Origin of the sequence: Rubidibacter lacunae KORDI 51-2 (assembly GCF_000473895.1) — a bacterium.
GTDB lineage: Bacteria > Cyanobacteriota > Cyanobacteriia > Cyanobacteriales > Rubidibacteraceae > Rubidibacter > Rubidibacter lacunae.
In genome coordinates, this window is sequence record NZ_ASSJ01000052.1 from 20,566 (window position 1) to 45,362 (window position 24,797).

Here is a 24,797-nt window from a genome sequence, read left to right on the forward strand (position 1 = left end):
GAATCGATTCAGTTGGACGTCTCACAGTCATATCTGTACCGCAAAGGAGTCTGCCATGATCGTTGTCATGAAAGTCGGCTCGCCCGAAGCCGAGGTCGCTCGAATCTGTCAGGAGTTCGCAGAATGGGGCCTGACACCCGAGAAGATCGTCGGCAAGCACAAAGTGGTGGTCGGCTTGGTCGGCGACACGGCAGCCCTCGATCCGCTGCAGCTGCAAGAGATCAGCCCTTGGATCGAGCAAGTCTTGCGTGTAGAACAACCTTTCAAACGCGCCAGCCGCGAGTTCCGTCACGGGGAGCCCAGCGACGTTGTAGTTCCGACCCCCAACGGTCCAGTTGTATTCGGCGAGCACCAACCGATCGTTACGATTGCCGGTCCTTGCTCGGTTGAAAACGAAGAGATGATTGTCGACACGGCGCGACGCGTGCGCGCTGCCGGGGCGAAGTTCTTGCGCGGCGGTGCTTACAAGCCTCGCACCTCGCCGTACTCATTCCAGGGTCACGGCGAGAGCGCATTAGAACTCCTTGCTGCTGCTCGTGAGGCAAGCGGATTGGGTATCATTACCGAGGTCATGGATACGGCGGATGTGGCAAAAGTAGCCGAGGTAGCTGACATTCTGCAGGTGGGCGCGCGCAACATGCAAAATTTCGCGCTACTGAAAAAAGTGGGCGCGCAGGGCAAACCGGTTTTTCTCAAGCGGGGTATGTCGGCCACGATCGACGAGTGGCTGATGGCAGCCGAGTACGTCCTTGCAGCCGGTAATGCCAACGTCATTCTTTGCGAGCGCGGTATCCGTACGTTCGACCGCCGTTATGCTCGCAATACGCTTGACCTCTCGGTATTGCCCGTGTTGCGGACGCTGACCCACTTGCCAATTGCGATCGACCCCAGCCATGGGACGGGTAAGGCCGAGTACGTTCCGGCAATGGCAATGGCAGCTGTTGCGGCTGGTGCGGACGCCTTGATGATTGAAGTGCATCCGAACCCTGCCAAGGCACTATCGGACGGGCCGCAGTCGCTCACCCCCGAACGTTTCGATCGTCTCATGCAGGAGCTGGCAGTTGTCGGCAAGGCAGTCGACCGCTGGCCCGAACTGGAATTGGCAATCGCATAACAGCAGGGCTTGCTTCTGGCGATCGCTCGGACTGATTTTTTTTAGCGCGGTGTTTACAGGTTGCAAAGACTTGTAGGTACCGCGCTTGCTTTAGGCAAAAGTTATTTAACACCTCTAGAAGGAGCTCGCGCGCCCTACCTATTCCATGCGAATGCAGTTGCAAATCGTCCCAATGGATAGGGGACAGCTCGATTGCACGCGATTGCCACCTCGGATAGCCTGGCGCGTAGGGAGGGTTAGTGGCAGCGATCGCAAGAGCACACGACTTTGCCAGCACTAACCGCAAGAGCTCATTGCCCAGAATTCAGGGCTGAGGTACTATTTAGTGCGCTTGCCAAGCGGCCCGTTTATTTTCGTTGCCGTTCTGCCCAGGTACGCAAAGAATGTTAAATTTTTATTAAACAGGGCGTTGATTCTCGCGTGCTGCAGCCGCAGACCTGTTGGGTGAACGATGACAGCTGCTGGCCTGGCAATACCTGCTTAAGTTCGTCTCGATTCGATCGCTAAGGCAACCCCTGCAGTTGCGGTAGCTGATATTGACCTCTCCTGCGCGCCAGCCTCGGCAAATTGTTCGGGGCAACCAGCCGAGCGAAGAGGGCAAGCAGTTTAGGTAGGAGGAGTTAGGAGACTGTCGTGCCTCCACTGCATTGCCTCTTCCGAAGTTCTAGCCCCTCTACTCCAACTCATCGAGCAATCCAACTACATTGGCGTGTACCATAAGCGCAACCAGCAGGAGTTTTATCGCAATCTTTCCAAAGCCGAGCGAGACCATCTCCTCAGCCAGATGCAAGCGGACTATCGGCAGGTCGTGCTCGGTTACTTCACCGGCGAGCAGCGGGCTAATAGCTGGATCGACCGTTTTGTCAACCGCGCTTTTTTCGCCGACCTCTCTGTTTCGCAAATTATGGAACTGCACATGGAGTTGATGGACGAGTTTTCCCAACAGCTCAAACTAGAGGGGCGCAGCGATGAGGTGTTACTCGACTATCGCCTGACGCTCATCGACGTCATCGCACATTTGTGCGAGTTATATCGTCGCTCAGTGCCCCACGAAGGGTCGGCTGCCGCTGATCCGCACGCAGAATGTTATGAGCGTTGACGTGCCTCGGCGATAACACGGTTTAACGATTCTTTCCATTTACTCCCTCTGGGCACCCTATGACCCCTTCTCGCAAGACTTACGTTCTAAAGCTTTACGTCGCCGGCAATACGCCTGATTCAATGCGGGCACTGACGACATTGCAGCAAATCCTCGAAAGCGAGTTTAAGGGGGTTTACGCATTAAAAGTCATCGACGTGCTAAAAAACCCGCAACTTGCTGAAGAAGATAAGATTCTAGCAACCCCAACACTAGCAAAGGTTCTCCCTCCTCCAGTTCGCAAAATCATCGGTGACTTGTCAGACCGCGAGAAAGTGCTCATCGGATTGGATTTGCTGTACGAGGAGATCGGCGAATAAACAAGGACTTAATGCTCTAAGGTATACCTGCTGCAGCACAAACGTCCGGGCAGGTAGATTCACCCTTTGTAATCCTACCGAAACAGACGAGCGATGAACGTTAGCAACGAAAACGGCAAACACCACGACCGTAATGGCAAAGTCGGCGTCCAGAAGATTCGGACGATGATTGAAGGCTTTGACGAGATCAGCCATGGCGGTATTCCTGTCGGACGGACGACACTCGTTAGCGGTACTTCGGGGACAGGAAAGACACTTTTAGCAGTACAGTTTCTATATAACGGCATCAAGAATTTTGACGAGCCGGGAATCTTCGTTACGTTTGAAGAATCACCGATCGATATCATTACTAATGCCTATAGCTTTGGCTGGGACTTGCAGGATTTGACCGAACGCGGCAGGTTGTTTATTCTCGATGCATCTCCCGACCCAGAAGGTCAGGAAATTATCGGGAGTTTCGATCTGTCGGCTCTGATCGAGCGTATTCAATACGCTATCCGGAAATACAAAGCTAAGCGCGTCTCGATTGACTCTGTCACGGCAGTATTCCAACAGTACGAAGGTGCTTCGGTGATCCGGCGCGAGATCTTCCGTCTATCCGCCCGTCTCAAACAAATCGGTGTATCGTCGATCATGACCACGGAGCGAACGGAAGAATACGGACCAGTTGCCCGGTTTGGTGTTGAGGAGTTTGTTTCTGACAATGTCGTAATCGTTCGTAATGTGCTTGAAGGCGAGCGTCGGCGTCGGACGGTAGAAATTCTCAAACTTCGCGGTACGACCCACATGAAAGGTGAGTACCCTTTCACGATCAACAACAACGGGATCAATATCTTTCCGTTGGGAGCAATGCGCCTCACACAACGCTCCTCCAACATACGGATTTCATCGGGAATCAAGACCCTCGACGACATGTGTGGTGGTGGATTCTTCCAAGACTCGATCATTTTGGCAACGGGTGCAACGGGGACGGGCAAAACTCTCCTGGTTAGTAAATTCCTACAGGAAGGTTGCCATGGCGGCGAGCGCTCGATTCTATTTGCGTATGAAGAGTCGCGCGCTCAGCTCTCTCGCAATGCTTCATCTTGGGGCATTGACTTTGAGGAGATGGAAAAGCGCGGTTTGCTGAAACTGATTTGCACTTACCCCGAGTCGGCGGGGCTCGAAGATCACTTGCAGTCGATCAAATCGGAAATCCAGGAATTCAAGCCAACCCGTATTGCGATCGACTCGCTGTCTGCACTCGCGCGGGGAGTTACGAACAATGCATTTCGGCAGTTCGTCATCGGCGTTACTGGTTACGCCAAGCAGGAAGAGATTACTGGTTTCTTTACGAACACGACCGATCAGTTCCTCGGATCGCATTCGATCACCGATTCGCATATCTCCACGATTACCGACACAATTATTATGCTGCAGTACGTCGAAATCCGCGGCGAGATGGCGCGGGCTATCAACGTATTCAAAATGCGCGGTTCCTGGCATGATAAAGGTATTCGCGAATACGTTATCAGTCGCCAAGGACCAGATATCAAAGACTCGTTCCGTAACTACGAACGCATTATTAGTGGCGCACCGACGCGAGTAACAGCAGACGAGAAGAGCGAGCTCTCGCGGATTGCTAAGGGCGTTCGCGATATCACCGTAGAGGAACGTCCAGAGTAGGGTTTTGCCCGCAATCAGATGAGTGGGTAGTAAACCAAAAAAGTATAGGATCGGTCCTGGAAGAGACACTGGATGCGGTTGCTCCCATGCATTGCCCCTATTGCGACCCCCCGAACGAGGGTGGAGCGACCGATGCCGAAGGCGCGAAAGACTCGAGATTTCGAACCATCGCCGGACATCAATGAGAGCTTTATGACAGAGGTCATCCCCTTCGGGAGCTGGCATGTGAGTCACCGGTCGAATCAGACCACCTCACGAACATACTTGAAAGAACCCTCCATTTACGATGTATGTCAGCGATTATGGTTGGCATCAGATGATGATTTTGGCGGCTTTGAAATACCGTCCTACAATATGTTGAGGATGCAATCTATTTTGTTGCGTTGTTTAAAATTTTTATTGGCGAAGCTGATAGACTGCTCTCCAAACCCAGAGAACCTCGATCGATTCGATAAAGATTGCAGTCCGGCACTGCAGCACGGACATTTCGAGCGTCGTCAAGCCACAACCTGGCAATTTTTCGAGGTGCCCCCCCTAAACATCTGATTCTACGACTCTTTGATAAGACATTCGCGATAGTGTTAAGGCTGATTACAATCAGTCCTTCATAGACTTTAGCAACTATGGCAATTGAGGAACTGTTGCGAACAGTTTCTGCTCAAAACGACAGCGCATCGGAACAGCCATTCTGGTAAATGTTCAGACGCTCACTTCCGTTGCTAGAAACTAAGAAAATAAGAGGTTTCTGATGCACCGTATTGCAGTCGCTCCTGTTGGTTGGGACCCTGAAGCTGATAGTTTGACTCTCATCGAGCAATCTCCTGCTCGGATTGTTGTGCTCTCAGCAGCAGATACTGACATTCAGATGCTAGCAGCAGCAGTTGCAAGCACGACCGACACCTTCCCCTCTGTAAGGGTCGCAAATTTACTCCAGTTACAGCAACAGCTAGCTATTGATATGTATGTTGAAGACGTGCTTACAAAGGCAAGCGTGATTGTCTTGCGCTTACTTGGCGGTCAGTCGTATTGGTCCTACGGCTTAGAGGCTGTCAAATCAGTTGCAGGAGAGACAAACGCAGCATTGTTTGTACTACCTGGCGACGATCGAACCGATCCAGTTCTCCTCGGGCATTCAACCGTACCGGTATCTGCTGCTCATCGCCTGTGGCACTATCTGGCGGAGGGTGGATGTAAAAATGGCTTGCGTGCATTGCAGTTCGTTGCAGATCTTGGCTTAGGTACCAATTTTTCACCCGATCCACCACACAGTATTGCGCGCGTCGGCATTTATCCAGGGAGCGCGCGCTGTCAAGGAACACCGATTGCCAAAGTCGCTATACTTTTTTATCGGGCTCACTACCTAAGTGGAAATACTGAACCAATTGATGCACTGTGTTCTGCACTCGTTCGCAAGAACCTAGAGCCAGTCCCGATCTTCGTATCAACCCTTAGCGAAGTAGAGGTGCAGAAGGAAGTTAAAGAGCTACTCTTCAGTGGCTTGAAGAATCCGCAGTCGACTTCCCCTTTTGTAGCGCCAAGCTTAATCCTAAATACAACAAGTTTTGCAATCTCAAAATTGAGTGCAATCAAGAAATCGAACTTTTGGCAAGACCTTGATTTGCCAGTATTGCAGGTGATTCTTAGTGGCGGGACTCAAGAGCAGTGGTCTAAAGGCTGGCAAGGGCTATCGCCTCGTGACATCGCCATGAACGTAGCATTGCCAGAAGTTGACGGTCGAGTTATTACGCGCGCTGTATCGTTTAAGTCGAAGTTGAATTGGAATTCGGCAATTGAGGCTAATGTTGTTGTTTACAAGCCACAAACTGACCGAATCAGTTTTGTCTCAGACCTGGCTCGAAACTGGGTCGACCTAAAACTTACACATCCACGCGATCGTCGGATTGCTATCATCCTTGCCAACTATCCCAATCGCAACGGGCGCCTGGCAAATGGGGTTGGACTAGATACACCAGAAAGTTGTGTAACAGTTTTACGCTCTCTAGGTCAGGCAGGCTACCAAGTCGGCAACCTTCCGACAACCGGTGATGAGCTTATTTTACGCTTGACCTCTGGAGTAACAAACGATCCAGAGAGTTTCACATCGCATTCAGATCCAACACAGAGCTTATCATTGACCGAGTATTTCAAATATTTTGACTGCCTTCCTGTAGCAGCTAGAGAGGCTGTTTGCGAGCGCTGGGGGAAGCCAAGCAGCTCGTTTCCGATCCCAGGAATACAGCTGGGAAACATATTCGTTGGCATTCAACCATCAAGGGGTTACGATCGCGATCCGAGCTTAAATTATCATTCGCCCGAACTCGAACCAACCCACGAATACCTTGCTTTCTATCACTGGTTAGAGAATTCCTTTGGCACGCAGGCGATCGTTCACATAGGTAAACATGGCAATCTTGAGTGGTTGCCTGGGAAAGGGATAGCCCTTTCTGCTGAGTGTTACCCGGAGGTGGCACTGCGAGCGATCCCCAACTTCTATCCTTTTATTGTTAACGACCCTGGCGAAGGCTCTCAGGCAAAGCGACGGTCTCATGCCGTCATTCTCGATCATCTAACTCCACCAATGACCCGTGCTGAATTGTATGGGTCGCTCCAAAAATTAGAGGTTCTCATTGATGAGTACCACGAGGCAAAAAGTCTCGATCCGACGCGATTGAGCTTCATTAATAAGCGAATAGAGGAACTCGTTCGAGAAGAGGATCTACATTGCGATTTAGGCATAGACAAATTTAGCGAAGCAGAGGTTTCAGATTTCCTAACTCGTGCTGATGGTTACCTCTGCGAGCTAAAAGAAGCTCAAATCCGTGATGGACTACATGTTTTCGGGTGTTGTCCAGAGGGACGCCAACTTCGCGATCTCACTATCGCAATTGCCAGATCGCCGGGTCCAGGTCGATGTGGAATCGCGCGCGCGATCGCGCGCGACATAGGGCTGGAAATCGATCCACTAACAGTTGACTTCGCGAGGTCTCTACTCCCAAGTGATAGCGAGTTGCTCTCGCGCTTCACCGAGCACCAATGTTGGATTGCCGGAGATGCTGTAGAGGTTATTGAATCGCTTGCAGTTGAGCTCGTCACTGGGATGCGATTGCCGCTTGGAGATTTAACTACTGCCGAACTGGCTTGGATACGCAATTGCCTCATCCCCGATCTGCAAAAAACACACCGAGAAGTTGATAACTTGTTACATGGACTAAATGGCGGATACATTCCAAGCGGTCCTGCGGGAGCACCGACGCGCGGGCGACCGGATGTGTTGCCTACGGGACGGAACTTCTATTCCGTCGATATCCGTGCCGTGCCGACAGAGACAGCCTGGGATATGGGCAGAAAAGCTGCTGAAGCTGTTGTCGAGCGTTACACTCAAGAGCACGGCGAGTACCCACGGTCGCTAGCGATTTCCGTGTGGGGAACTTCAACGATGCGAACGGGTGGCGATGACATTGCTGAAGCCCTAGCCTTGCTGGGCGTGCAACCGGTTTGGGATGGTCCATCACGACGCGTTATAGATTTTGAAATCCTACCGTTGTCGGTTTTGGGACGCCCGCGTGTAGACGTAACTTTAAGGGTTTCTGGCTTCTTTCGAGACGGGTTTCCCAATCTTATCGATTTGTTCGATCGCGCTGCAAATGCGGTCGCCGACCTGGATGAAGCTACAGATAGTAATCCGTTAAGAGCGCGCGTCTGTCAGGAAAAGGACTACTGGTGCCGACAAGGTTTGGATGAAGCGTCAGCTGCTGCGCGATCGCGTTACCGGGTTTTTGGTTCTAAGCCTGGAGCTTATGGTGCTGGCTTACAGGGATTAATTGAAGCGCAAAACTGGCAAAGCGATAGCGACTTAGCGCGTGCTTACATTAACTGGAGCAGCTATGCCTATACGGGAAACGGCATTGGTAAAGCAGCTCCAGAAGCATTCTCGGAGCGACTTCAGCAGTTACAAATCGTTTTGCAGAATCAGGACAACCGCGAACACGACTTGTTTGATTCAGACGATTACTATCAGTTTCAGGGTGGGCTGACTGCAGCGGTACGTAAGGCAACGGGTAAAAACCCGCAAACTTATTTTGGCGACCACTCCCGTCCGGGCAACCCTAGAGTCCGCCATCTGCGCGAGGAAGTTGCCCGCGTCTATCGATCTCGAGTTGTGAATCCGAAATGGATAGCTGGCGTTATGCGTCACGGCTACAAAGGTGCATTCGAATTAGCAGCAACGGTCGACTATATGTTTGCGTATGATGCCACTGCACGGTGTGTTGAAGACCACATGTACCAAGGAGTCGCCGACGCTTATCTTTTCGATCGGAACGTACAAGATTTCGTCCGTCAGAAGAACCCTTGGGCGCTGCGCGACATGGCCGAACGCTTGCTCGAAGCCCACCAACGAAAGCTTTGGAAAAGTGCAAGTGCGGCAGTTTGCGATCGTCTCCGCGCTCTTGCAAACGAGGCTGAAGGGATCCTCGAGGAAATGGACTGATTCCCCGAGCAGGTGAGCAGCCGTGACGAGCAAATGCCCGTAGCGATCTACAAGTAATGGTGGGCCGCAGCCAAGTTAGGGCATGACTTCCAGGCTATTTTTTGGCTTACATGATGGATTGGGAGCAGATCGGCGCTTTGACCGACGCCGCGCGCGGCAGCTAACAAATTACCCGTAGGCTGGATCGGCGATCGCAACACAACCACCAAGCGATCGCCGACCTCACAGATCTGACCCGGCCGGCGATCGCGCCGGTCGCAGCCGAAAACATCGCAGTATATTGACCGGCACCCTTATTGGCGGGCAGTCGGAAGAGCCGATCGAGCGCGATCGCGTGGGTGTGGGATTCCACCAGGCAGTCACCGATGACAACGGAAAGGTCGATCGGGACAATTTCCAGAATGAAAACTTGATAAAGCTTTTTTGCAGACTTGAAGTTCCCCAAGCAGTTCTGCAAGTGCTCTACTCTTCGCCCCAAGCTCGCAACTGCCAGTAGACGAGGACGAAGGCGATCGCCAACAATACCGTTGCTGCCGCTGCCGCGTAGCCGAAGTCGAAGCGGGCAAAAGCTTCCTCGTAAACGAAGTAGACCAAGATGTTGGTGGAATTAAGCGGACCGCCACCGGTCATGATGTAAACCGGTTCGAAGTTGCGGAGCGTAAAGATCGCCGTGGTGATGGTGGCAAACACCAGCGTCGGGCGCAATCCCGGCAGCGTTACGTGCCAAAACCGACCGACTTCACCGGCTCCATCAAGCGTTGCCGCTTCGTAACGAGACTGAGGAATACTCTGCAAACCCGCCAGAAACACGACTAAATTGAAGCCAAGTTGCTTCCAGATTGCCAGCAAAATCAACACCGGCATTGCCCACGCCGTACTGTTCAGCCACGGAATGGGCTCGATATCCATCGCCAACAGGACTTCATTGACCGGGCCGCGATTTTGGAATAACCAGCGCCAGCCCAAACCAACCGCTACTAACGACGCGATCGACGGTAGAAAATAAGCCGTCCGCAACCAATCTCGCAAGGCAATCGCGCGATCGAGCAGGACTGCCAACATCAACGGTACGACCAAACTCGGGACTAAGGTAGCGATGGTAAAGTATGCCGTATTGCCCAAAACCTGCCAAAAATCCGGGTCGAGTATCAAGCGCGCATAATTCCGCAGCCCGACCCAGCGCGCCCCTTCCACGGTGAAGCTCCCGCTAGTAAACCCAAGTGCTCCCAGATACGCGATCGGCCAAAATACAAAGACGCCGAGCAGCACTAGGGCCGGCGCCAAAAAAATCCACGCCGCGATCGCCTCGCGATCCAGCAACGCTGCCGTCCGGTCGCCGAACTGCCTGCTCGCGTTTTTGTTCATGCCTAGCCTACCGTCTGCACTCGAGCGGTCGTTCTCCTACCGTCGCACTCCGAATGGCGCTCTCCCGATTGTAAAGAGCCCATCCGTCCACCGCACTTTCCCTGCAACTATCCAGCCCATGTCGTCAGATTCGCCGATCTCTCCCACTGTCACCACCCCGCCATTAGATCCACCCGTAAGGTTGGGCATCATGGCCTCGGGCACGGGCTCGAACTTCGTGGCGCTTTGCGATGCCGTAAGCGATCGCACCCTGTCTGCCGAGATCGCCGTTTTGATCTATAACAACCCTGGCGCGCTTGTCGCCGAACGCGCTAAAGAGCGCAACGTTCCTGCTGTCCTGCTCGACCATCGCCAGTACAAGCCGCGCGAGGAACTCGATCGCGCAATCGTTGCCGAGCTGCAGCGTCGCAACGTCGAATGGGTCGTTATGGCCGGCTGGATGCGGATCGTCACACCGTTGTTGATCGAGGCGTTTCGCGATCGTGCTCTCAACATCCACCCGAGTTTGCTCCCGAGTTTTAAAGGTGCCCATGCCGTGGAAAATGCTCTAGACGCGGGCGTCAAAATTACCGGCTGCACAGTTCATTACGTGCGGGAACAAGTCGACAGCGGTCCGATTGTCATGCAAGCAGCCGTGCCCGTTCTGCCCGACGACACCCGCGACACCCTCCACGCCCGCATTCAAGCCCAGGAATATCGGATTCTTCCCCAGGCGATCGCCTTAGCAGTTCACCGGTCCCGAAGCGGCAGCTAGGCGCGCTCTCATCAATCGAAACGCGGCACTAGTGGCCTGCCAGCCGTCCAACATCAACTCCGCTGGCGTTGTACCAGCACTGAATGGTTTCCTTCAAATCGGAACCTCGCGGTGGCGAAAATAGTGCCACAGCAATCTCACTGATAGCCTCAGCATTTCCTCCGATTTCGAATAGCAAAGGCTCTTGCGCTACAGCCTCGACAGGTAGTGCCTCAGCCTAGTGTTCTCTCCTGCCACCCGCGTCATGTACGTCTTGCTCTTTAATTGACTTACCGCGTCGAAGAACTTCTTGCAGACCCCGCAGCCATCATTCACCCACTAAAAGCAACCTCATCCCTATACTCTCGCCCCTAGCAGCTCAAACGACCCGCTGCTGCGATCGCCTACGGTAAAAGCCACAATTTCAGGTTTCTTGAGGTTTACGACAGTCCAGAGCCATTTTTCTTCTTGGTGCCCACAAACGTCTGCAGATTGTAGAGTTCTTCAATCGGGTGAAGTGATTGTCGGTTGACAGGTCCGGCTGGGTCGCTGCGCTCTGGCAAACCTAGTTGATGACCGTGTTATGGCAGACCCCTGTCAGCGCTCGATGGTGCAGTAGCCCTGTCATTCGGGATGACTCAGGTGCGTGTCCCCATCTAGAAAGATATTTCGCACTGGCGAGCAAAGACTCCTATTTGTGCGCTATTAGCAGGTGCGGGAAACTTAGAGGATGTTTGAAACGCCGAGTAGCGCGAAATTAGGCACTTTCCTCACGACGAGGTAACAGGGCTTTCGGGGGGTTTCTCCGGGTAGCTCAGGGAAGTCAGATACCAGGCTGGACCCTTTTTAAACAGCCTCTTAGCCTGTTTTCGAGCTCAAGCTGCTTCTGAGTTTTCTCCCAAGAAGGTGACATGCCCCCACCGCCAATTACAATGTCTTTTGATAGGAACTGGTTTAGCACGCGTAAGGGGAATGAAGTGGCAGGTGGGTGGCCCCGCCCCGGTTCAAGGAGAATCGTGTAGATCGCAGTTTATTCGTTCTTCTTCCCCGGGGGTAATGGCGTAGTCTGCGCTTAGGGAACGCAGATTTGCCTCCTCTTTGGAAGTTCGATCGACAGGGTCTAAAGTAGGTTGGTTCTTTTGGAGATACAGCTGCCGCTCCAATGCCACCTGGTATGCATTGAGGCGAATCTGATTCTCTAAGTGGCGCGGAAGATAGGGATCGAGAAGGTCGGGATCTCCAATAACTAATTCCTCCAAAATGAGATTGTGTTCGCTATCGGGGATATCTAGTTCTTTTCTCAGCCGATCGAGCATTTTGAGGCTGTTGGCAGTATTGACATAGCCTTCTGTAAGAGCCTCACGAACAACCCCTTTGTAGGCTTGGCGTTGTTTCTCCCGGGTAAAATCTGGCAACACCTTGGCTAATACATACACTTCGTCAGTACTAAGATCTGCTAAGTGTCGCCCCTCCAGGAACCGGGATGTGTTCAGCTTCAGTTTCTCCAATTGTTTGCTCAGACGACCGGCTAGCTTTTCTCGAGAGTAGAGGGCGGGATTGCGAACCCAACTTTGCCGCGCCCACAGGGTGCTGGCCATAGCAATAACACCATCAAACAGAATCTCTGCCCAGAGGGGAGTAAGGCGCAGCAAGGGACGGCCCGCAAACCAGAAAAAGAAATTGAATGCCACAAAGGTCGTCAGCACAAAAAACCGATGCTGCACTAAATCGGTGCCGATCTTGGGATTCCGTTGCAATTGGTGGGTCATTGCCCGAGTTGTTAGCCAGCGCCCGAGAAGGATTCCTGTCAAGGTAAACGCACCCAGTACCAGAGGCACCGCGAAGAGTTTGGGAATACCGACGGGCTGGCCGAATAAATACAGACCGGGTTTCATAAGAGATGCGATCTGGTTGGGTTCGTTGCTCCACACACCAGAAAAGTAGTAACCCCAGTTACCAGCGTAGAGGTAGTAGTAAACGAAGAAACCCACCATCAACCCTAAATAGCCGTAGCGAGTCAATGATTCCTGGGAAGAGCTGATGCCGTCCCAATAAGTGCGCTCGGAGTCGATGTCAAAGCAGGGGCTCTGGCAAGCAACACAAGCGCTTTGTTCTTTGCCCTCGGGGGTCACCGTCCGGCACATCGATTGAGTTATGCGGCTGTTGCTGGTGTGGGCTTTACTGCCGAGAAGTCCCCGTGGCTCGCTGAACACGGTTTGAACCGGTGCCATAGGGCAGAAATATTGACACCAGGATTTTCCGCCATAGAAATATCCCACTGCAATGGATGCAACAATCGTAAAAACCAGCCAACTACCCAGGACCAAGCGATCTGCATTGAAGAATAAGATGCGACCGCAGAGTCCAATAAACAAGTACGCGAACTGGATAAACTGGTAATTGCGCCCCAGCCAGGAATTAGACTTAACCCTAGCCAATTCAAACCTAATTGTCCCGGTCTTTTTGCTTCCCCGCCTAAGGTGACGCTGTTTTCCCAGGGCGCGCGGAATCTGTGACAAAAACGAAAGGGGGCAAATTTGTCGCCAGAGTTCGTGCCCGAAGATTAGCAAAACAAAGATGCCGGAGGGTACGATCGCCCCCCAAAACAACGTTGCCCCAAGGGGGTAAGGTTCTTGAACTATGCACTTTCCTTGGACTGTGACACAGTCTTCGGTTATCCGCAGTGGGCTCCAGAGATGGTCTGGGCTCGTGAGGGCAGCTGTCCAGGGATCGTAAAATAGAGAGGTAATTATTAATAGCCAGCCGACGGCCAAAATCCAGCGAATCCAATGCATTTGCCGCTCTGGTATTTGTGAAAACATGAGATGAGCCTCGTGATGATGAGAGCAACCCCAATTTTATTCGCTCACATAATAAATGGGGGATTGGGATTTCGACACTACAACCGACCAACAGAACATTCGAAAGCCCTGACGTGAAATTATTGGCGACATACTGGAGATAGTCCTCGACCATTGAGAGGCGTTTAAAAAGGGTTTGGCCAGGTATCAGAGTACTCTGAGCGCCCCGTAGACAATCCACCGGTAGAACCCAGGTATTAATAAGGGGTTTGCTAGGTGTCCATTAGGCCATCCAGTTCTTTCCATGCCCCAATGTCTTATCTGTCAAACTCTACGAGGATACACCTACGCAAAATCTGGCAGAGTTGATTTGCTCCTGTAATGAAAAACATGAGTAATCTTTATCACGCTTGCGATCCTTTTCGATGACTGTCGTGCGCACGCGCGCTGGTATTCTAAAGGAAATTTGCAAAGAAAGGATATTGGTTGGCGCCTACCCTCGTCCTCTATCCAGAGGGATAGCTGTTCAATGCCTGTGACTTTATAACGATCTTCCGATCTAGTTTGTGAAAGATCGCTTGCCCGTTTTCTTAGGTGTGATTTCATTCACCACTACAACTCATCATTTCATTTTTAGTACCACCAGAAAACAAAGCTTATACCAACTCTAAGAAGCGCTGCGACGGATGGAGAACGGAATCCTTTACTCCTCGGGATTGTTTACCTCATTTGTCGTATGCGTTTTGCAAATTGGTATTACTTTAAAAGAAGACAACGCCTTCTTCATGGTTGCCGATCTCTCATGACGATGTGTATTATGGTGCCCAGAAGAATGACTGCCTGTAAGTTTTTAGGCGAGTCTGCTTCGGCACATTACTTTTGTTAGGGAAACCAAAGGAGAGATTACGATGACCGATCGCCGTCAGGATGCTTATGCTGTAAGGGTGGAGGCTGCCGAGCTAGCCCGCAGCCGCATGTATCCGCCCCAAGAGGCAAACGGGGATGAAGAGCGCTTTGCTGACGCTCAATATTTCATGTCCTTTACAAAAGGTCTTCCCCACAACCCTAAAACGGGACTGCTACAAGACCCCAACGATTTTGTTGAATACCGTAGAGCTATCGATGATGGCTTCATCGATCCGTTCTCCGACGAAGAGAAGGTCCGTCACGGTGCGAAGTACGAAGTTGTAAGCAGCTCTACCGCATCACTTTTTGGTGTTGATGAGGGTTTGGTCGCGTTTGTTTTCGACCTAATTGCTGAAGCACAGCTAATCGTAGACGATCCCGACAGCAGTGCTACAGATAAACAGAACGCACAAGCTGAAATCGACCGGTTAAACCAGAACCTTGAGAATTTCCGGCAATGGGAAGCTCCGACGGCAGGAGTGGTTTTCGATTTACAAGGGCCGGACGCGCAAGCAGTGACCATGCCGCCAGCACCACCACTGCTGAATGTTAATGGCACGGAAATCAATCCCGAGCTGGTTTTTGAAATGGCCGAAGTTTATGAACTGGCCGTTCTGCGCGACATTCCCTTTAATGATTTTGAAGAGAAGTCTCTGAATAATCCAGAAGTTGTTGATGCGATCGCGCGCCTCAACAGTCTCGAATTTATTGATGAAGGCACGTTCAAAGTTGAGGGCAGCCGTCCGCGCAAAGTCAGTACCACGCGCAAAAATCCCAATCCTGGAGGCGAGATTGACAATCCTGCATTTGGCAAACTGGACTTGCAAACGGTCTTTCGCGGATCGTCTCCCGGTGTTGAGGTGGGACCGTATCTTTCCCAATTTTTGCTAATTGGCAATGCCGATCTCAATGGGTTTGGTAGGATTGCCAGCGGCAAGATCGGCTACGGTGCCATCCAAATCGATCAGCGCCTGCCGGTCGCGAAGCCCGGGCTGAACTACATGCTGACGATGGACGATTACGTGAAGGTTCAGCGTGGAATCCGACCTCCTCAGGAAATATACGTCAATGACGATGGCTTGAATGCCAACCCCGAACCGCTCACCCAACCGGCACGACGTTTCATCTCAACGCCGCGCGATTTGGCAACCTACGTTCACTACGATGCCCTTTACGAAGCATATCTCAATGCCTGCTTGATCTTGCTGGGAATGGAAACTCCCTTCGATCCGGCTTTCGATCACCTTTCCGGCGTTGGCGTGGCCGCCAGTAACCCGATAACCCGTCGCAATGCCAGTGGGTTTGCCCTTTACGGCGGTCCCCATATTCTAAATTTGGTCACCGAAGTCTCCACACGCGCCCTCAAAGCCGTTCGCTTCCAGAAATTCAGTAACCACATTCGCCTGCGCCCGGAAGCTTTAGCTGCTCGCCTCGAGGTGGTACGGCTGGCCACCTGTAACCCGATTCTGAAACAGAAACTACCGCAATCGCTATTCGACAACATCAGCACCTTCACCCAGAAGCTGGAGGATAATGGCACCCTAGCCGAAGTGTCCGCACTTCCTGGAAGCAACGGCAGCTTCTTTTTACCAATGGCTTTTCCGGAAGGCTCGCCAATGCACCCCGCCTACGGTGCCGGTCACGCGACGGTGGCAGGTGCCTGTGTCACCATTCTCAAGGCGTTCTTCGACACCAGTGCGGTGTTGGCGCAAGATGAGGAGGGGAAAGTTGCGTTCAAGCGTTTTAAAGCGGGCGACAAAGCAGCAATCTATCGCGCGCCACAACTAGCTCACCCAAAGGATGCTCCTAATGGGGATTTGCAGGAAGAGATTAAAGATCCCCAAGAAGATCCGTCTGCAACTTTCCTTACCCTCGAAGGCGAGTTGAACAAGCTAGCGGCGAATATTTCCATCGGTCGCAACATGGCTGGGGTTCACTATTTCAGCGACTACTACGACAGCCTGCGGATGGGAGAGGAAATCGCGATCGGCATCTTGGAAGAGCAGGTGCTTACTTACTCTACAGATCCCTTCGTTCTCTCCGTGCCCACATTCGACGGTCAAGTCAAGAGAATAGGTCGCCGCTAACCATGCCCCAACCTCGCCGACCAGCGCGGGTCCGGCCGCCCCTGCGGATGCGGTTGGCGGCCGCCTCCGGCCGCCGACACCAGCGCAATACCCCCGTGCCTTTCCAACGCCCCGCTCCACCGCGTAAAATTGCGCGGACTCGACCAATGACGGCACCAGTCGTCATGCAATCACCCCAATCTATCCCGCCTTCAAGGTCACTCAGCCCGCTGGAGAAGCTAGTGGCAGTTCTCGTTCGCGCGATCCGATCTTCGGCAAAATACTTGGAAATTATTCTGAGAATGTTGTGCAAAGCCTAAAGATCGTCCCCGAGCGATCGCCGATATCCCAACCTCAAGCCAGTGAGGAGTGATGAGCGACGAGCAACAGCATCTCCCGGATAGCAAGACTCAGAATGAAGTTCGGAATGTTATCGATGCAACCGCATATCAATTTCGCTTCAAGGATATTGCTCTTGGCGCTCAGATGCTGTTTGTTGCCTTTGGAGCCCTGGTGCTGGTGCCGATCCTCGCCGGACTGGATCCAAATGTCTCACTGTTCACCGCCGGACTGGGCACGATACTTTTCCAACTCGTGACGGGCGGCAAGGTGCCCGTATTCTTGGCTTCCTCGTTTGCATTTATTGCACCGATTCAGCTCGGCACGCAACAGTTTGGCGTTGCCGAAACGCTGTCCGGACTAGCGGCTGCCGGCCTGCTTTATCTTGCGTTAAGCCTGGCGATCTTCTTGCGCGGTCCCCAATTTCTGACCGAACTCCTGCCACCCATTGTTACCGGGCCGGTCATCATGGTCATTGGGTTGTCCCTATCCCCGATCGCAGTCGAGATGGCCTCTCAAACCGGCGACAGCTATAGCGAAGGTGCCGCACTCGGGGTTGCGGCTGCGTCGCTTTCTGCCACCATAATGACCGCGCTTTTGGGACGCGGACGGGTTCGGTTGGTATCTATTCTCATCGGCATTGCTGCCGGCTACCTTGTAGCGATGCCCCTGGGCATGGTCGACTTCTCTGAAATTTCAACAGCATCGTGGTTTGCCTGGCCGGATTTCACGCGACCGAAACTGCACTGGCCGTCCATCGCCTTTATCCTGCCCGTCGCGATTGCCCCCGCAATCGAACACTTCGGCGACATCCTCGCGATCGGAGCCGTCGCGAAAAAAGATTACCTTAACGATCCGGGCGTCCATCGCACCCTGCTCGGCGATGGACTGGCCACAACGCTCGCGGCCTGTCTCGGCGGACCGCCCAACACAACCTATTCCGAAGTGACGGCAGCGGTTGCCCTAACGCGCAGCTTCAATCCAGCCATCATGACCTGGGCGGCAATCGCCGCGATCGCGTTGGCTTTCTTCGGCAAACTCGGCGCGATTCTGCGCACCGTTCCCGTACCGGCCATGGGCGGTATTTTGGTCGTGCTCTTCGGAACGATCGTGGTCATAGGCATCGACAGCTTGGTCAGGGCCGGGGAAGACTTGACGCGACCGCGCAACCTATCGATCGTTGCCGTTATTCTAGTCTTCGGTGTTGGCGGTTTAACCCTCAAAACCGGAACCTTTGCTCTGGAGGGAATCGGTCTGTGCGGAGTTGCCGGCCTGTTGCTCAACTGGATCCTGCCACACCCTACAGACGACGAAAACTCATACGAGGCCTAAACCCGACGACTTCAGCTGCTTTGCCGGAGCAAGCTTTTCCCCGACGCGATCGCCGCTCAACTGCACCAGGATTGCTTCCAGTCACCGTTTAGCGCTAAAGTCGGCAGTACCCTATTGCACCGTCTCGGCGAGCGATCGCCGCCGCCGCGCCACATGTTAGACCTGACCGGAAAGAAAGCCCTCGTTACCGGCATTGCCAACAATCGCTCTATCGCTTGGGGCATCGCCCAGAAATTGCACGAGGCGGGAGCCGAACTCTGCATCACCTATCTTCCCGACGATCGCGGTCGCTTTGAGAAGAAAGTCGGCGACCTCGTTGCGCCCCTAAACCCAACGCTGTTCTTGCCCTGCAACGTCCAAGACGACGAGCAAATCGATGCCACCTTTGCTGCGATTGCCGATCGATGGGGCAGCTTTGATATCTTGATTCACTGCCTGGCATTTGCCAATAAAGACGAGCTGACCGGCGATTTCAGCGCCACCAGCCGCGACGGCTTCGCCACCGCCCTTGGTATCAGCGCCTACTCCTTGACCCGCCTTGCCCGCGCAGCCAAGCCCCTCATGACCGGTGGCGGCAGCATCGTGACCCTCACGTACCTCGGGAGCGTGCGCGTCATTCCCAATTACAACGTCATGGGCATTGCTAAGGCTGCCCTCGAAGCCAGCGTCCGCTACCTCGCCTCCGAACTCGGTCCCCAAGGTATCCGCGTCAACGCCATCTCTGCCGGCCCGATCCGCACCCTGGCATCGTCTGCCGTCGGCGGCATTCTGGACATGATCCGCCACGTTGAAGAGACCGCTCCACTGCGGCGGACCGTTACCCAAGATGAAGTTGGCGGGACTGCAGCATTTCTCTGCAGCGACCTTGCTAGCGGACTGACCGGTCAGGTTCTGTACGTGGATTCTGGATATCAAATCATGGGCATGTAGCGTTTAAGCCCTTCTTAAGTCAACAGCGCACGATTCGCATGTATTTATTACGCATGCGACTCTTTTCGTACGTAGAGCTTTGGTAAGGAATGTGGCAATACCTTCTGTCGGTTCGCTGCAGAGACAAATGCCGAGAGCGATGCCTGAGCCCGGTAAGGGCTGCCAGGACCCCCCCCGAGGTGGATTTTCGATCTGCTGTCGCTTCAGGCTCGGACTGTCCTCACTCGATCCTCAACTGCTGCAAGAAACTTCATGATTCCTCTTTTTACGAACGGTTGGGTTGCAGAACATTATGGGGTTTGACACGTCCTTGTGGTTCGCACAATGCAAGCAACCAATTGCAACAAAACTGAAAAATGCGGCGCGACCACGCAATTAGACTGAAATAGACTGCTTGTCAACCGCTCCGCAAGACAATCGATGCATTCGACCGCGGTGTCAAGCCGTCCAATGCAAAGCGGCAGGAGGATTCCAGCGATGGCGATTGCAACCGTCAATCCAGCAACGGGGCAAATCGTGCGAGCGTTCGAGCCGATGGCGGCAGATGGCATCGAGACCGCGCTCGCGCGGGCGGATGCAGCCTTTGATAAGTACCGCCACACAACGTTCGATCGACGCGCTGCATGGCTGCGCGCCGCTGCCGACCTCTTGGAGCGCGACCTAGATCGCTACGCCGCACTGATGACGCTCGAGATGGGCAAGCCTGTCAAGCAGGCGATCGCCGAAGTCCAGAAATGCGCGTTGGTCTGTCGTTACTACGCCGAGCGCGGAGCCGAGTTTCTAGCCGATGAGGCAATCTCCACCGCCGCAACCCACAGCTTTATAAGCTATCAACCGATCGGCGCAGTGCTGGCAGTCATGCCCTGGAACTTTCCGTTTTGGCAGGTGTTTCGTTTTGCCGCGCCGAACCTTATGGCCGGCAATGTCGGGTTGCTCAAACACGCCTCCAACGTGCCCCAGTGCGCGTTGGCGATTGCCGACATCCTCCGGGAAGCCGGCTTTCCCGAGGGTGCATTTCAAACACTTTTGGTTGGCGCGAGTCAAGTCGAAGCGATTCTCTCCGACCCGCGGGTTAAAGCGGCGACGTTAACCGGCAGCGAGCCAGCAGGGGCGAGTTTGGCCGCAGCAGCAGGTAAGCAGATCAAGAAAACCGTGCTCGAGCTCGGCGGCAGCGATCCGTTTGTGGTGTTGGCAAGTGCCAATTTGAAGGCCGCCGCAGCAAAGGGAACGACCGCGCGGATGCTCAATAGCGGTCAGTCCTGTATCGCTGCCAAGCGCTTTATCGTCGTTGAGCCCGTCGCCGACGAATTCCAGCAGCTGCTCGTGGAGCAGTTCGCGCGCTTGCAGGTCGGCGACCCAACACTGATGTCAACCGATGTCGGACCGCTGGCGACCGCGAGCATCATGGACGAGTTGGATGCCCAAGTCAGCGCGACGGTCGCGGCCGGCGCAACTATACTCATTGGCGGCAAGCCCGACGAGCACCCCGGCAACTACTATCCACCAACGATTCTGTGCGATATCCCGCCCGACACGCCAGCCGCGACCGAGGAATTCTTCGGACCCGTCGCATTGCTGCACCGGGTTCCCGACTTTGACGCCGCCATGAAACTTGCAAACGCGACTCCCTTAGGCTTGGGAGCCAGCGTGTGGACCGGAGACTACCGCGAACGCGAACGCGCGATCGCCGAGCTCGATGTCGGAGCGGTTTTCGTGAACGAGTTGGTCAAATCCGACCCGCGTCTTCCCTTTGGCGGCACCAAACGGTCTGGCTACGGGCGCGAATTGTCCCGCGAGGGCATCCGCGAATTTGTCAACCTCAAGACCATATGGATTGCTTGAGTACCCTAACGGCACTATGAGCCGGTATCTCTTTACCGGACTCTTTAAGAGCAACCTTGGACGGCAAACGTATGGCGAGTCTCGGTTTTCACGTCAGCCAAAGTACTTTCGATTTCGCGTGCCCGCTCGGAAGTTGGGGCGCGGTCTTGCAAGTCCTGCAGGCTCTTGCAGCCAGCCGGCAGCTTTTGCAGACTCGACAGCGCGTGCAGGCGAACGGATTTCTCATCGCAGACGGCCAGCTCGCAGAGCGGCGCGGTCGCCTGCTCCAAATAGGTGTTACCTAATGCCACAGCTAATGCTTTCTGCAGCGACGCCGATGGCAGCGTAGCGGATGCGGATAGCTGCCGGGCAAAGGCCACGAGCACCTCGGCAGCGCGCGCGCTACTCTCGGGAGCCCGCCATCGTCCGAGTGCGATGACAATCTCTTCTACAACCGTTTTTTCTGTCGGTGATTCCTGCTCCGCGGGACCGACCGGTGCAGCTAGTTCTGCAGCAAAAATTTCCAGCGCCCGTGCTGTCTGCGCCCAACTCAGCGACTGCACTACCACTATCCGCAACTCGCAGGGCGTTCGCTGCGAGCGCAGCAACCGTGCCAGCTCGGCAACTGCCGCATCGTTGCCAATGCGTCCCAAGGCGATCGCGGCTTGGTGGCAGACCGTATGGTCGAGGTCGTATAGCAGTGGCTGTAGACGAGCAACTAAATCCCACTCCTCCGGGTCGGCCACAAAGCTCAGCCCGGAAATTGCTTCGCGTCGGACGCGGGGGTCGAGGTCCTGCAGTGCAGAAATTGCTACCGGCGGGACGCGCGGGTCGTGGAAGCTGCACAATGCCTCGACGGCCGTCGCACGGATGATCGGCAGCGAGTCGTCGGCCGCACTCAACAGCGGCGAGATCGTTGCCGGACGACGAATCCACGCCAGTGCCTGAGCAGCCAGTAGCCGCATGCGATCGTCCGGTGCGGCTAGCAACTCGGCCAGGGCAGACACTGCCGAATCGCCAAATTCGGAGAGCGTGCGCGCTGCCGTAATGGCTAATTCTTCATCCTCAGTCGCGATCGCCAACTCCACTAATGCTAAAACCACGCGCGGGTCGTCAAAGCCGGCCAAGATCCTTACGGCGTACCATCGCAGCTCCAGTTCCGCATCTTCGTCTTCGACGAATTCCAGTAAGGGCGCGATCGCGGCATCTCCAAACTTCGCAAACACTTTTGCCACGTCCCACCGTAGTTGAAAGTCTCCTGCTTGCAGAACCTGCAGTGCGAGATCTAGAGCACGCGATCGCTCCGCTATAGTTGGCACGATGCCCTGACGCCAATCGCCTGCCCGAGCAAAGGGGCTGTCACAATCCCACGGCAGCGCTTGCAGGTACTGTCCGACAGCTACCCAATCCTGCCGTTCGCCAGCCGCCGCCGCTTTTTTGAGGAGATTTGACATCGTCGCTCTTTTGCAATTTTCTGCACCGACTGCTCGCGACATCCGAGTATTAATTCGCATCGGTTTTCCTACTCTAATCGCTTTCCTCAACCCATCGCGATCCCTGAACCGGTGACCGTCTCCCCCACAATGTTGCACGTGCAATTCCTGCATGCAAATGCCTCATAGCACTCAGAAAAATGTATTCAAATTGACCAAGATCGGAGAACCGTGCGCCCAGAATGCGGTCGGCGGCCGACCCGATTTGCCTTTTCGGCCGAAACGCGAGACATCATCATCACCTGGGAGCTGAAGGCTCTCGGGTGTTTATCCCGACGTCCACTGAGTGATGGTCTTGCCGACAACCAATGTGCCGCTCGCGTTAGCAAGCGTTGCTGCTGGAGTTTGCAGTCAAAAAGCGAATCGCCTGCAGTGTTGGGCGGACTCCATAACCGACTTTATTGGCATGCAGGTGTTTCTATTTCCGGCGAATAGTGGTAACCTTGGCAATCTAGTACATTTAAACTGAACTCAACGCGTCTTTTGCCTGAGGCAAGCGCGCTTGGATCGCAATTGGGTTGCACTAATGCCTGCTATTCGCATCTTGCACCTTTCCGATACCCATATGGGCAGCGGTCTCGTGCGCGGGCACACCGACCCAGAAACCGGCATCAACACGCGTTTGCAGGATTTCATCACTACCCTTGGCCGTTGCATCGATCGCGCCCTTGCCGAACCAGTTGACCTAGTGCTGTTCGGGGGCGATGCCTTCCCGGATGCCACGCCACCACCCTTCGTGCAAGAAGCATTTGCCGCTCAGTTTTGTCGCCTGGCGATCGCGGGCATTCCCACCGTGCTGCTCGTTGGCAACCACGACCAACATTCCCAGGGTAAAGGCGGGGCGAGTCTCTCAATTTATCGCACGCTCGGCGTTCCCGGTTTCATCGTTGGGGATACTCTAACCACCCACCGTATCGCCACTCGCAATGGCGACATTCAGGTGGTAACCCTCCCATGGCTGACGCGCTCGACCTTGTTGACGCGCACGGAAACCGAAGGGTTAGCGCTTTCTGAGATTCATGCTCTGCTGATCGAACGCTTGCAGCCCGCGCTCGAAGGTGAAATCCGTCGTCTTGACCCCACCGTGCCGACCGTGCTGCTCGCGCATTTGATGGCCGATCGCGCCGAGCTGGGAGCCGAGCGCTACCTGGCTGTCGGCAAAGGCTTCACGGTTCCGCTGTCGCTGCTCGCCCGCCCCGAGTTCGAATACGTTGCCCTCGGGCACGTTCACCGCCACCAAAACCTTAACCCCGCCGACAATCCACCCGTGGTGTATCCCGGCAGCATCGAGCGCGTAGATTTCAGCGAAGAACGAGAAGACAAAGGCTTCGTATTGATCGATGTGGAGCGCGGTCGCACGCGTTGGGAATTTTGCACGTTGCCCGTACGCACGTTTCGCACGATCGAAGTCGACACCGCCGAGAGCTCGGACCCGCAAAGCGATATCCTCAAGGCGATCGCCGCTTGCGACATCGCAGACACGATCGTGCGGTTGATCTACAAATTACGCGCCGATCGGCTTGACACGATCGACACCAACGCACTCCAGCAGGCTCTTTCCACTGCCCACAGCTACACTATTCGTCCGGAGCTAGTCAGCCAACTCGCCCGCCCTCGCCTTCCAGAGCTAGGCGACCGCCGCCGTCTGACGCCCCTCGACGCCTTGCAAGTCTACCTTACCGGTCGCGATGACTTAAGAGATATTGCTGACGAGATGCTCGACGCCACTCGCCGCCTGCTGGACGGAGATAGCGATACCGTCTCGGTGGATGCCATTAAATTCGTGCCCGACAGCATGGACGGTCGCACGCAACTGCGCTTGCTCTGAGCAAGCCGCACGTGACTCGTCCGCTCGCGGCGCGAATGACTTAAAAAAAACCTCGGCGCGATCGCGATCTGCACCGAGGATTGTTACAGCTAAGACTGAGCTATGTGAGGAAGATTCGGTTTATCTATAACATTTAGGTTATAGAAGTCGTCGCGCGATCGCAGCCGAGAAGCTACCGAACTTCCGCGCGGCGAGATCGCATGACGCCACCTAAGTACATTTAGCTTTTATACGGGAAGCCCAGCGCTCTATCCGCTAGGGTGAGCGTCGGGATGAGAGTCGCGGGTGCTGACGGGGCTCGATGCCCCAGAAGCACCCATCTCCGGGGTGTCCTGCTGCTCAATATACCGCCTCAACACAGACACGGTTACCCCGCCACAACTGGCGACAAAGTACGACTCATTCCAAAGAACCGACTGCCAATAGAACCGATCTACTCGCTCTGCAAACTCGGTCC

General features: G+C 54.3%; 18 protein-coding genes. 12 read left to right on the top strand and 6 right to left on the bottom strand.

The annotated features are described in order from the left end of the window. Window positions 1-55 precede the first annotated feature (55 nt). From aroF to cobN, 6 genes are all read left to right on the top strand, one after another. On the top strand, window positions 56-1,114 hold the full coding sequence (gene aroF / locus KR51_RS09850; protein ID WP_022607305.1) for a 3-deoxy-7-phosphoheptulonate synthase: 1,059 nt from the start codon (window positions 56-58) through the stop codon (window positions 1,112-1,114). 703 nt (window positions 1,115-1,817) lie between these two features. Then, window positions 1,818-2,213, top strand: coding sequence for a hypothetical protein (locus tag KR51_RS09855; protein WP_408638108.1), 396 nt, complete (start codon window positions 1,818-1,820; stop codon window positions 2,211-2,213). A 59-nt stretch (window positions 2,214-2,272) separates the two neighbouring features. Beyond that, entirely contained in the window at window positions 2,273-2,572 is a 300-nt protein-coding gene (kaiB, locus tag KR51_RS09860; protein ID WP_022607307.1) for a circadian clock protein KaiB, read from the top strand. A gap of 93 nt (window positions 2,573-2,665) precedes the next feature. After that, window positions 2,666-4,237 carry a circadian clock protein KaiC gene (gene kaiC, locus KR51_RS09865; protein ID WP_022607309.1) on the top strand — a complete coding sequence of 524 codons (1,572 nt, stop codon included), beginning with the start codon at window positions 2,666-2,668 and terminating at the stop codon, window positions 4,235-4,237. A 132-nt stretch (window positions 4,238-4,369) separates the two neighbouring features. After that, window positions 4,370-4,783, top strand: coding sequence for a hypothetical protein (locus KR51_RS20665; protein WP_022607312.1), 414 nt, complete (start codon window positions 4,370-4,372; stop codon window positions 4,781-4,783). A 202-nt stretch (window positions 4,784-4,985) separates the two neighbouring features. After that, window positions 4,986-8,726 (top strand): cobaltochelatase subunit CobN, encoded by a 3,741-nt coding sequence (gene cobN / locus KR51_RS09875; protein WP_022607315.1) that lies wholly within the window; start codon window positions 4,986-4,988, stop codon window positions 8,724-8,726. Between the two features lie 160 nt (window positions 8,727-8,886). On the opposite strand, the gene KR51_RS19670 is transcribed toward cobN, so the two are convergent. After that, the gene (locus KR51_RS19670) at window positions 8,887-9,183 is read right to left on the bottom strand and encodes a hypothetical protein (RefSeq protein ID WP_156915070.1); all 297 of its coding nucleotides are present in this window, start codon (window positions 9,181-9,183) and stop codon (window positions 8,887-8,889) included. A gap of 5 nt (window positions 9,184-9,188) precedes the next feature. Then, the gene (locus KR51_RS09885) at window positions 9,189-10,091 is read right to left on the bottom strand and encodes a carbohydrate ABC transporter permease (RefSeq protein WP_022607318.1); all 903 of its coding nucleotides are present in this window, start codon (window positions 10,089-10,091) and stop codon (window positions 9,189-9,191) included. A 118-nt stretch (window positions 10,092-10,209) separates the two neighbouring features. Here KR51_RS09885 and purN point away from each other — a divergent pair, with 118 nt between their 5' ends. Then, window positions 10,210-10,845, top strand: a complete 636-nt coding sequence (purN, locus tag KR51_RS09890) for a phosphoribosylglycinamide formyltransferase (RefSeq protein WP_022607319.1) — start codon at window positions 10,210-10,212, stop codon at window positions 10,843-10,845. Between the two features lie 983 nt (window positions 10,846-11,828). On the opposite strand, the gene KR51_RS09895 is transcribed toward purN, so the two are convergent. Beyond that, window positions 11,829-13,343: a 4Fe-4S binding protein gene (locus tag KR51_RS09895; protein ID WP_232214585.1), complete on the bottom strand. Its 1,515-nt coding sequence runs from the start codon at window positions 13,341-13,343 to the stop codon at window positions 11,829-11,831. 1,190 nt (window positions 13,344-14,533) lie between these two features. On the opposite strand from KR51_RS09895, the gene KR51_RS09900 reads away from it, so the two are divergent. Continuing rightward, window positions 14,534-16,618 carry a vanadium-dependent haloperoxidase gene (locus KR51_RS09900; protein WP_022607325.1) on the top strand — a complete coding sequence of 695 codons (2,085 nt, stop codon included), beginning with the start codon at window positions 14,534-14,536 and terminating at the stop codon, window positions 16,616-16,618. On the opposite strand, the gene KR51_RS19675 is transcribed toward KR51_RS09900, so the two are convergent. Next, window positions 16,596-16,784, bottom strand: coding sequence for a hypothetical protein (locus KR51_RS19675; RefSeq protein ID WP_156915072.1), 189 nt, complete (start codon window positions 16,782-16,784; stop codon window positions 16,596-16,598). The genes KR51_RS09900 and KR51_RS19675 overlap by 23 nt on opposite strands. Window positions 16,785-16,969: 185 nt before the next feature. Between KR51_RS19675 and KR51_RS09905 the strand changes: the two genes are divergently transcribed. The 3 genes from KR51_RS09905 to KR51_RS09915 all read left to right on the top strand — a co-directional run bounded on the left by KR51_RS09905 (window position 16,970) and on the right by KR51_RS09915 (window position 21,040). Continuing rightward, window positions 16,970-18,268: a uracil-xanthine permease family protein gene (locus tag KR51_RS09905; protein ID WP_022607327.1), complete on the top strand. Its 1,299-nt coding sequence runs from the start codon at window positions 16,970-16,972 to the stop codon at window positions 18,266-18,268. 153 nt (window positions 18,269-18,421) lie between these two features. Further along, window positions 18,422-19,198: an enoyl-ACP reductase FabI gene (fabI, locus tag KR51_RS09910; protein ID WP_022607328.1), complete on the top strand. Its 777-nt coding sequence runs from the start codon at window positions 18,422-18,424 to the stop codon at window positions 19,196-19,198. 477 nt (window positions 19,199-19,675) lie between these two features. Beyond that, window positions 19,676-21,040 carry an NAD-dependent succinate-semialdehyde dehydrogenase gene (locus KR51_RS09915; RefSeq protein WP_022607330.1) on the top strand — a complete coding sequence of 455 codons (1,365 nt, stop codon included), beginning with the start codon at window positions 19,676-19,678 and terminating at the stop codon, window positions 21,038-21,040. A gap of 44 nt (window positions 21,041-21,084) precedes the next feature. Here KR51_RS09915 and KR51_RS09920 read toward each other — a convergent pair whose 3' ends face one another. Further along, window positions 21,085-22,473, bottom strand: coding sequence for a HEAT repeat domain-containing protein (locus tag KR51_RS09920; RefSeq protein WP_071783267.1), 1,389 nt, complete (start codon window positions 22,471-22,473; stop codon window positions 21,085-21,087). A gap of 565 nt (window positions 22,474-23,038) precedes the next feature. Between KR51_RS09920 and sbcD the strand changes: the two genes are divergently transcribed. Further along, window positions 23,039-24,340, top strand: coding sequence for an exonuclease subunit SbcD (gene sbcD / locus KR51_RS09925; protein WP_022607333.1), 1,302 nt, complete (start codon window positions 23,039-23,041; stop codon window positions 24,338-24,340). Between the two features lie 248 nt (window positions 24,341-24,588). On the opposite strand, the gene KR51_RS18300 is transcribed toward sbcD, so the two are convergent. Continuing rightward, window positions 24,589-24,797 (bottom strand): transposase (locus KR51_RS18300; RefSeq protein ID WP_022607334.1); only part of this gene is annotated, 209 nt, incomplete at its 5' end.

Bases quoted from the DNA above. Each gene is read 5' to 3' on its own strand.
- aroF (WP_022607305.1), top strand. From the start codon at position 56: ATGATCGTTGTCATGAAAGTCGGCTCGCCCGAAGCCGAGGTCGCTCGA.
- kaiB (WP_022607307.1), top strand. From the start codon at position 2,273: ATGACCCCTTCTCGCAAGACTTACGTTCTAAAGCTTTACGTCGCCGGC.
- kaiC (WP_022607309.1), top strand. From the start codon at position 2,666: ATGAACGTTAGCAACGAAAACGGCAAACACCACGACCGTAATGGCAAA.
- KR51_RS20665 (WP_022607312.1), top strand. From the start codon at position 4,370: ATGCCGAAGGCGCGAAAGACTCGAGATTTCGAACCATCGCCGGACATC.
- cobN (WP_022607315.1), top strand. From the start codon at position 4,986: ATGCACCGTATTGCAGTCGCTCCTGTTGGTTGGGACCCTGAAGCTGAT.
- KR51_RS09885 (WP_022607318.1), bottom strand. From the start codon at position 10,091: ATGAACAAAAACGCGAGCAGGCAGTTCGGCGACCGGACGGCAGCGTTG.
- purN (WP_022607319.1), top strand. From the start codon at position 10,210: ATGTCGTCAGATTCGCCGATCTCTCCCACTGTCACCACCCCGCCATTA.
- KR51_RS09900 (WP_022607325.1), top strand. From the start codon at position 14,534: ATGACCGATCGCCGTCAGGATGCTTATGCTGTAAGGGTGGAGGCTGCC.
- KR51_RS19675 (WP_156915072.1), bottom strand. From the start codon at position 16,784: ATGACGACTGGTGCCGTCATTGGTCGAGTCCGCGCAATTTTACGCGGT.
- KR51_RS09905 (WP_022607327.1), top strand. From the start codon at position 16,970: ATGAGCGACGAGCAACAGCATCTCCCGGATAGCAAGACTCAGAATGAA.
- fabI (WP_022607328.1), top strand. From the start codon at position 18,422: ATGTTAGACCTGACCGGAAAGAAAGCCCTCGTTACCGGCATTGCCAAC.
- KR51_RS09915 (WP_022607330.1), top strand. From the start codon at position 19,676: ATGGCGATTGCAACCGTCAATCCAGCAACGGGGCAAATCGTGCGAGCG.
- KR51_RS09920 (WP_071783267.1), bottom strand. From the start codon at position 22,473: ATGTCAAATCTCCTCAAAAAAGCGGCGGCGGCTGGCGAACGGCAGGAT.
- sbcD (WP_022607333.1), top strand. From the start codon at position 23,039: ATGCCTGCTATTCGCATCTTGCACCTTTCCGATACCCATATGGGCAGC.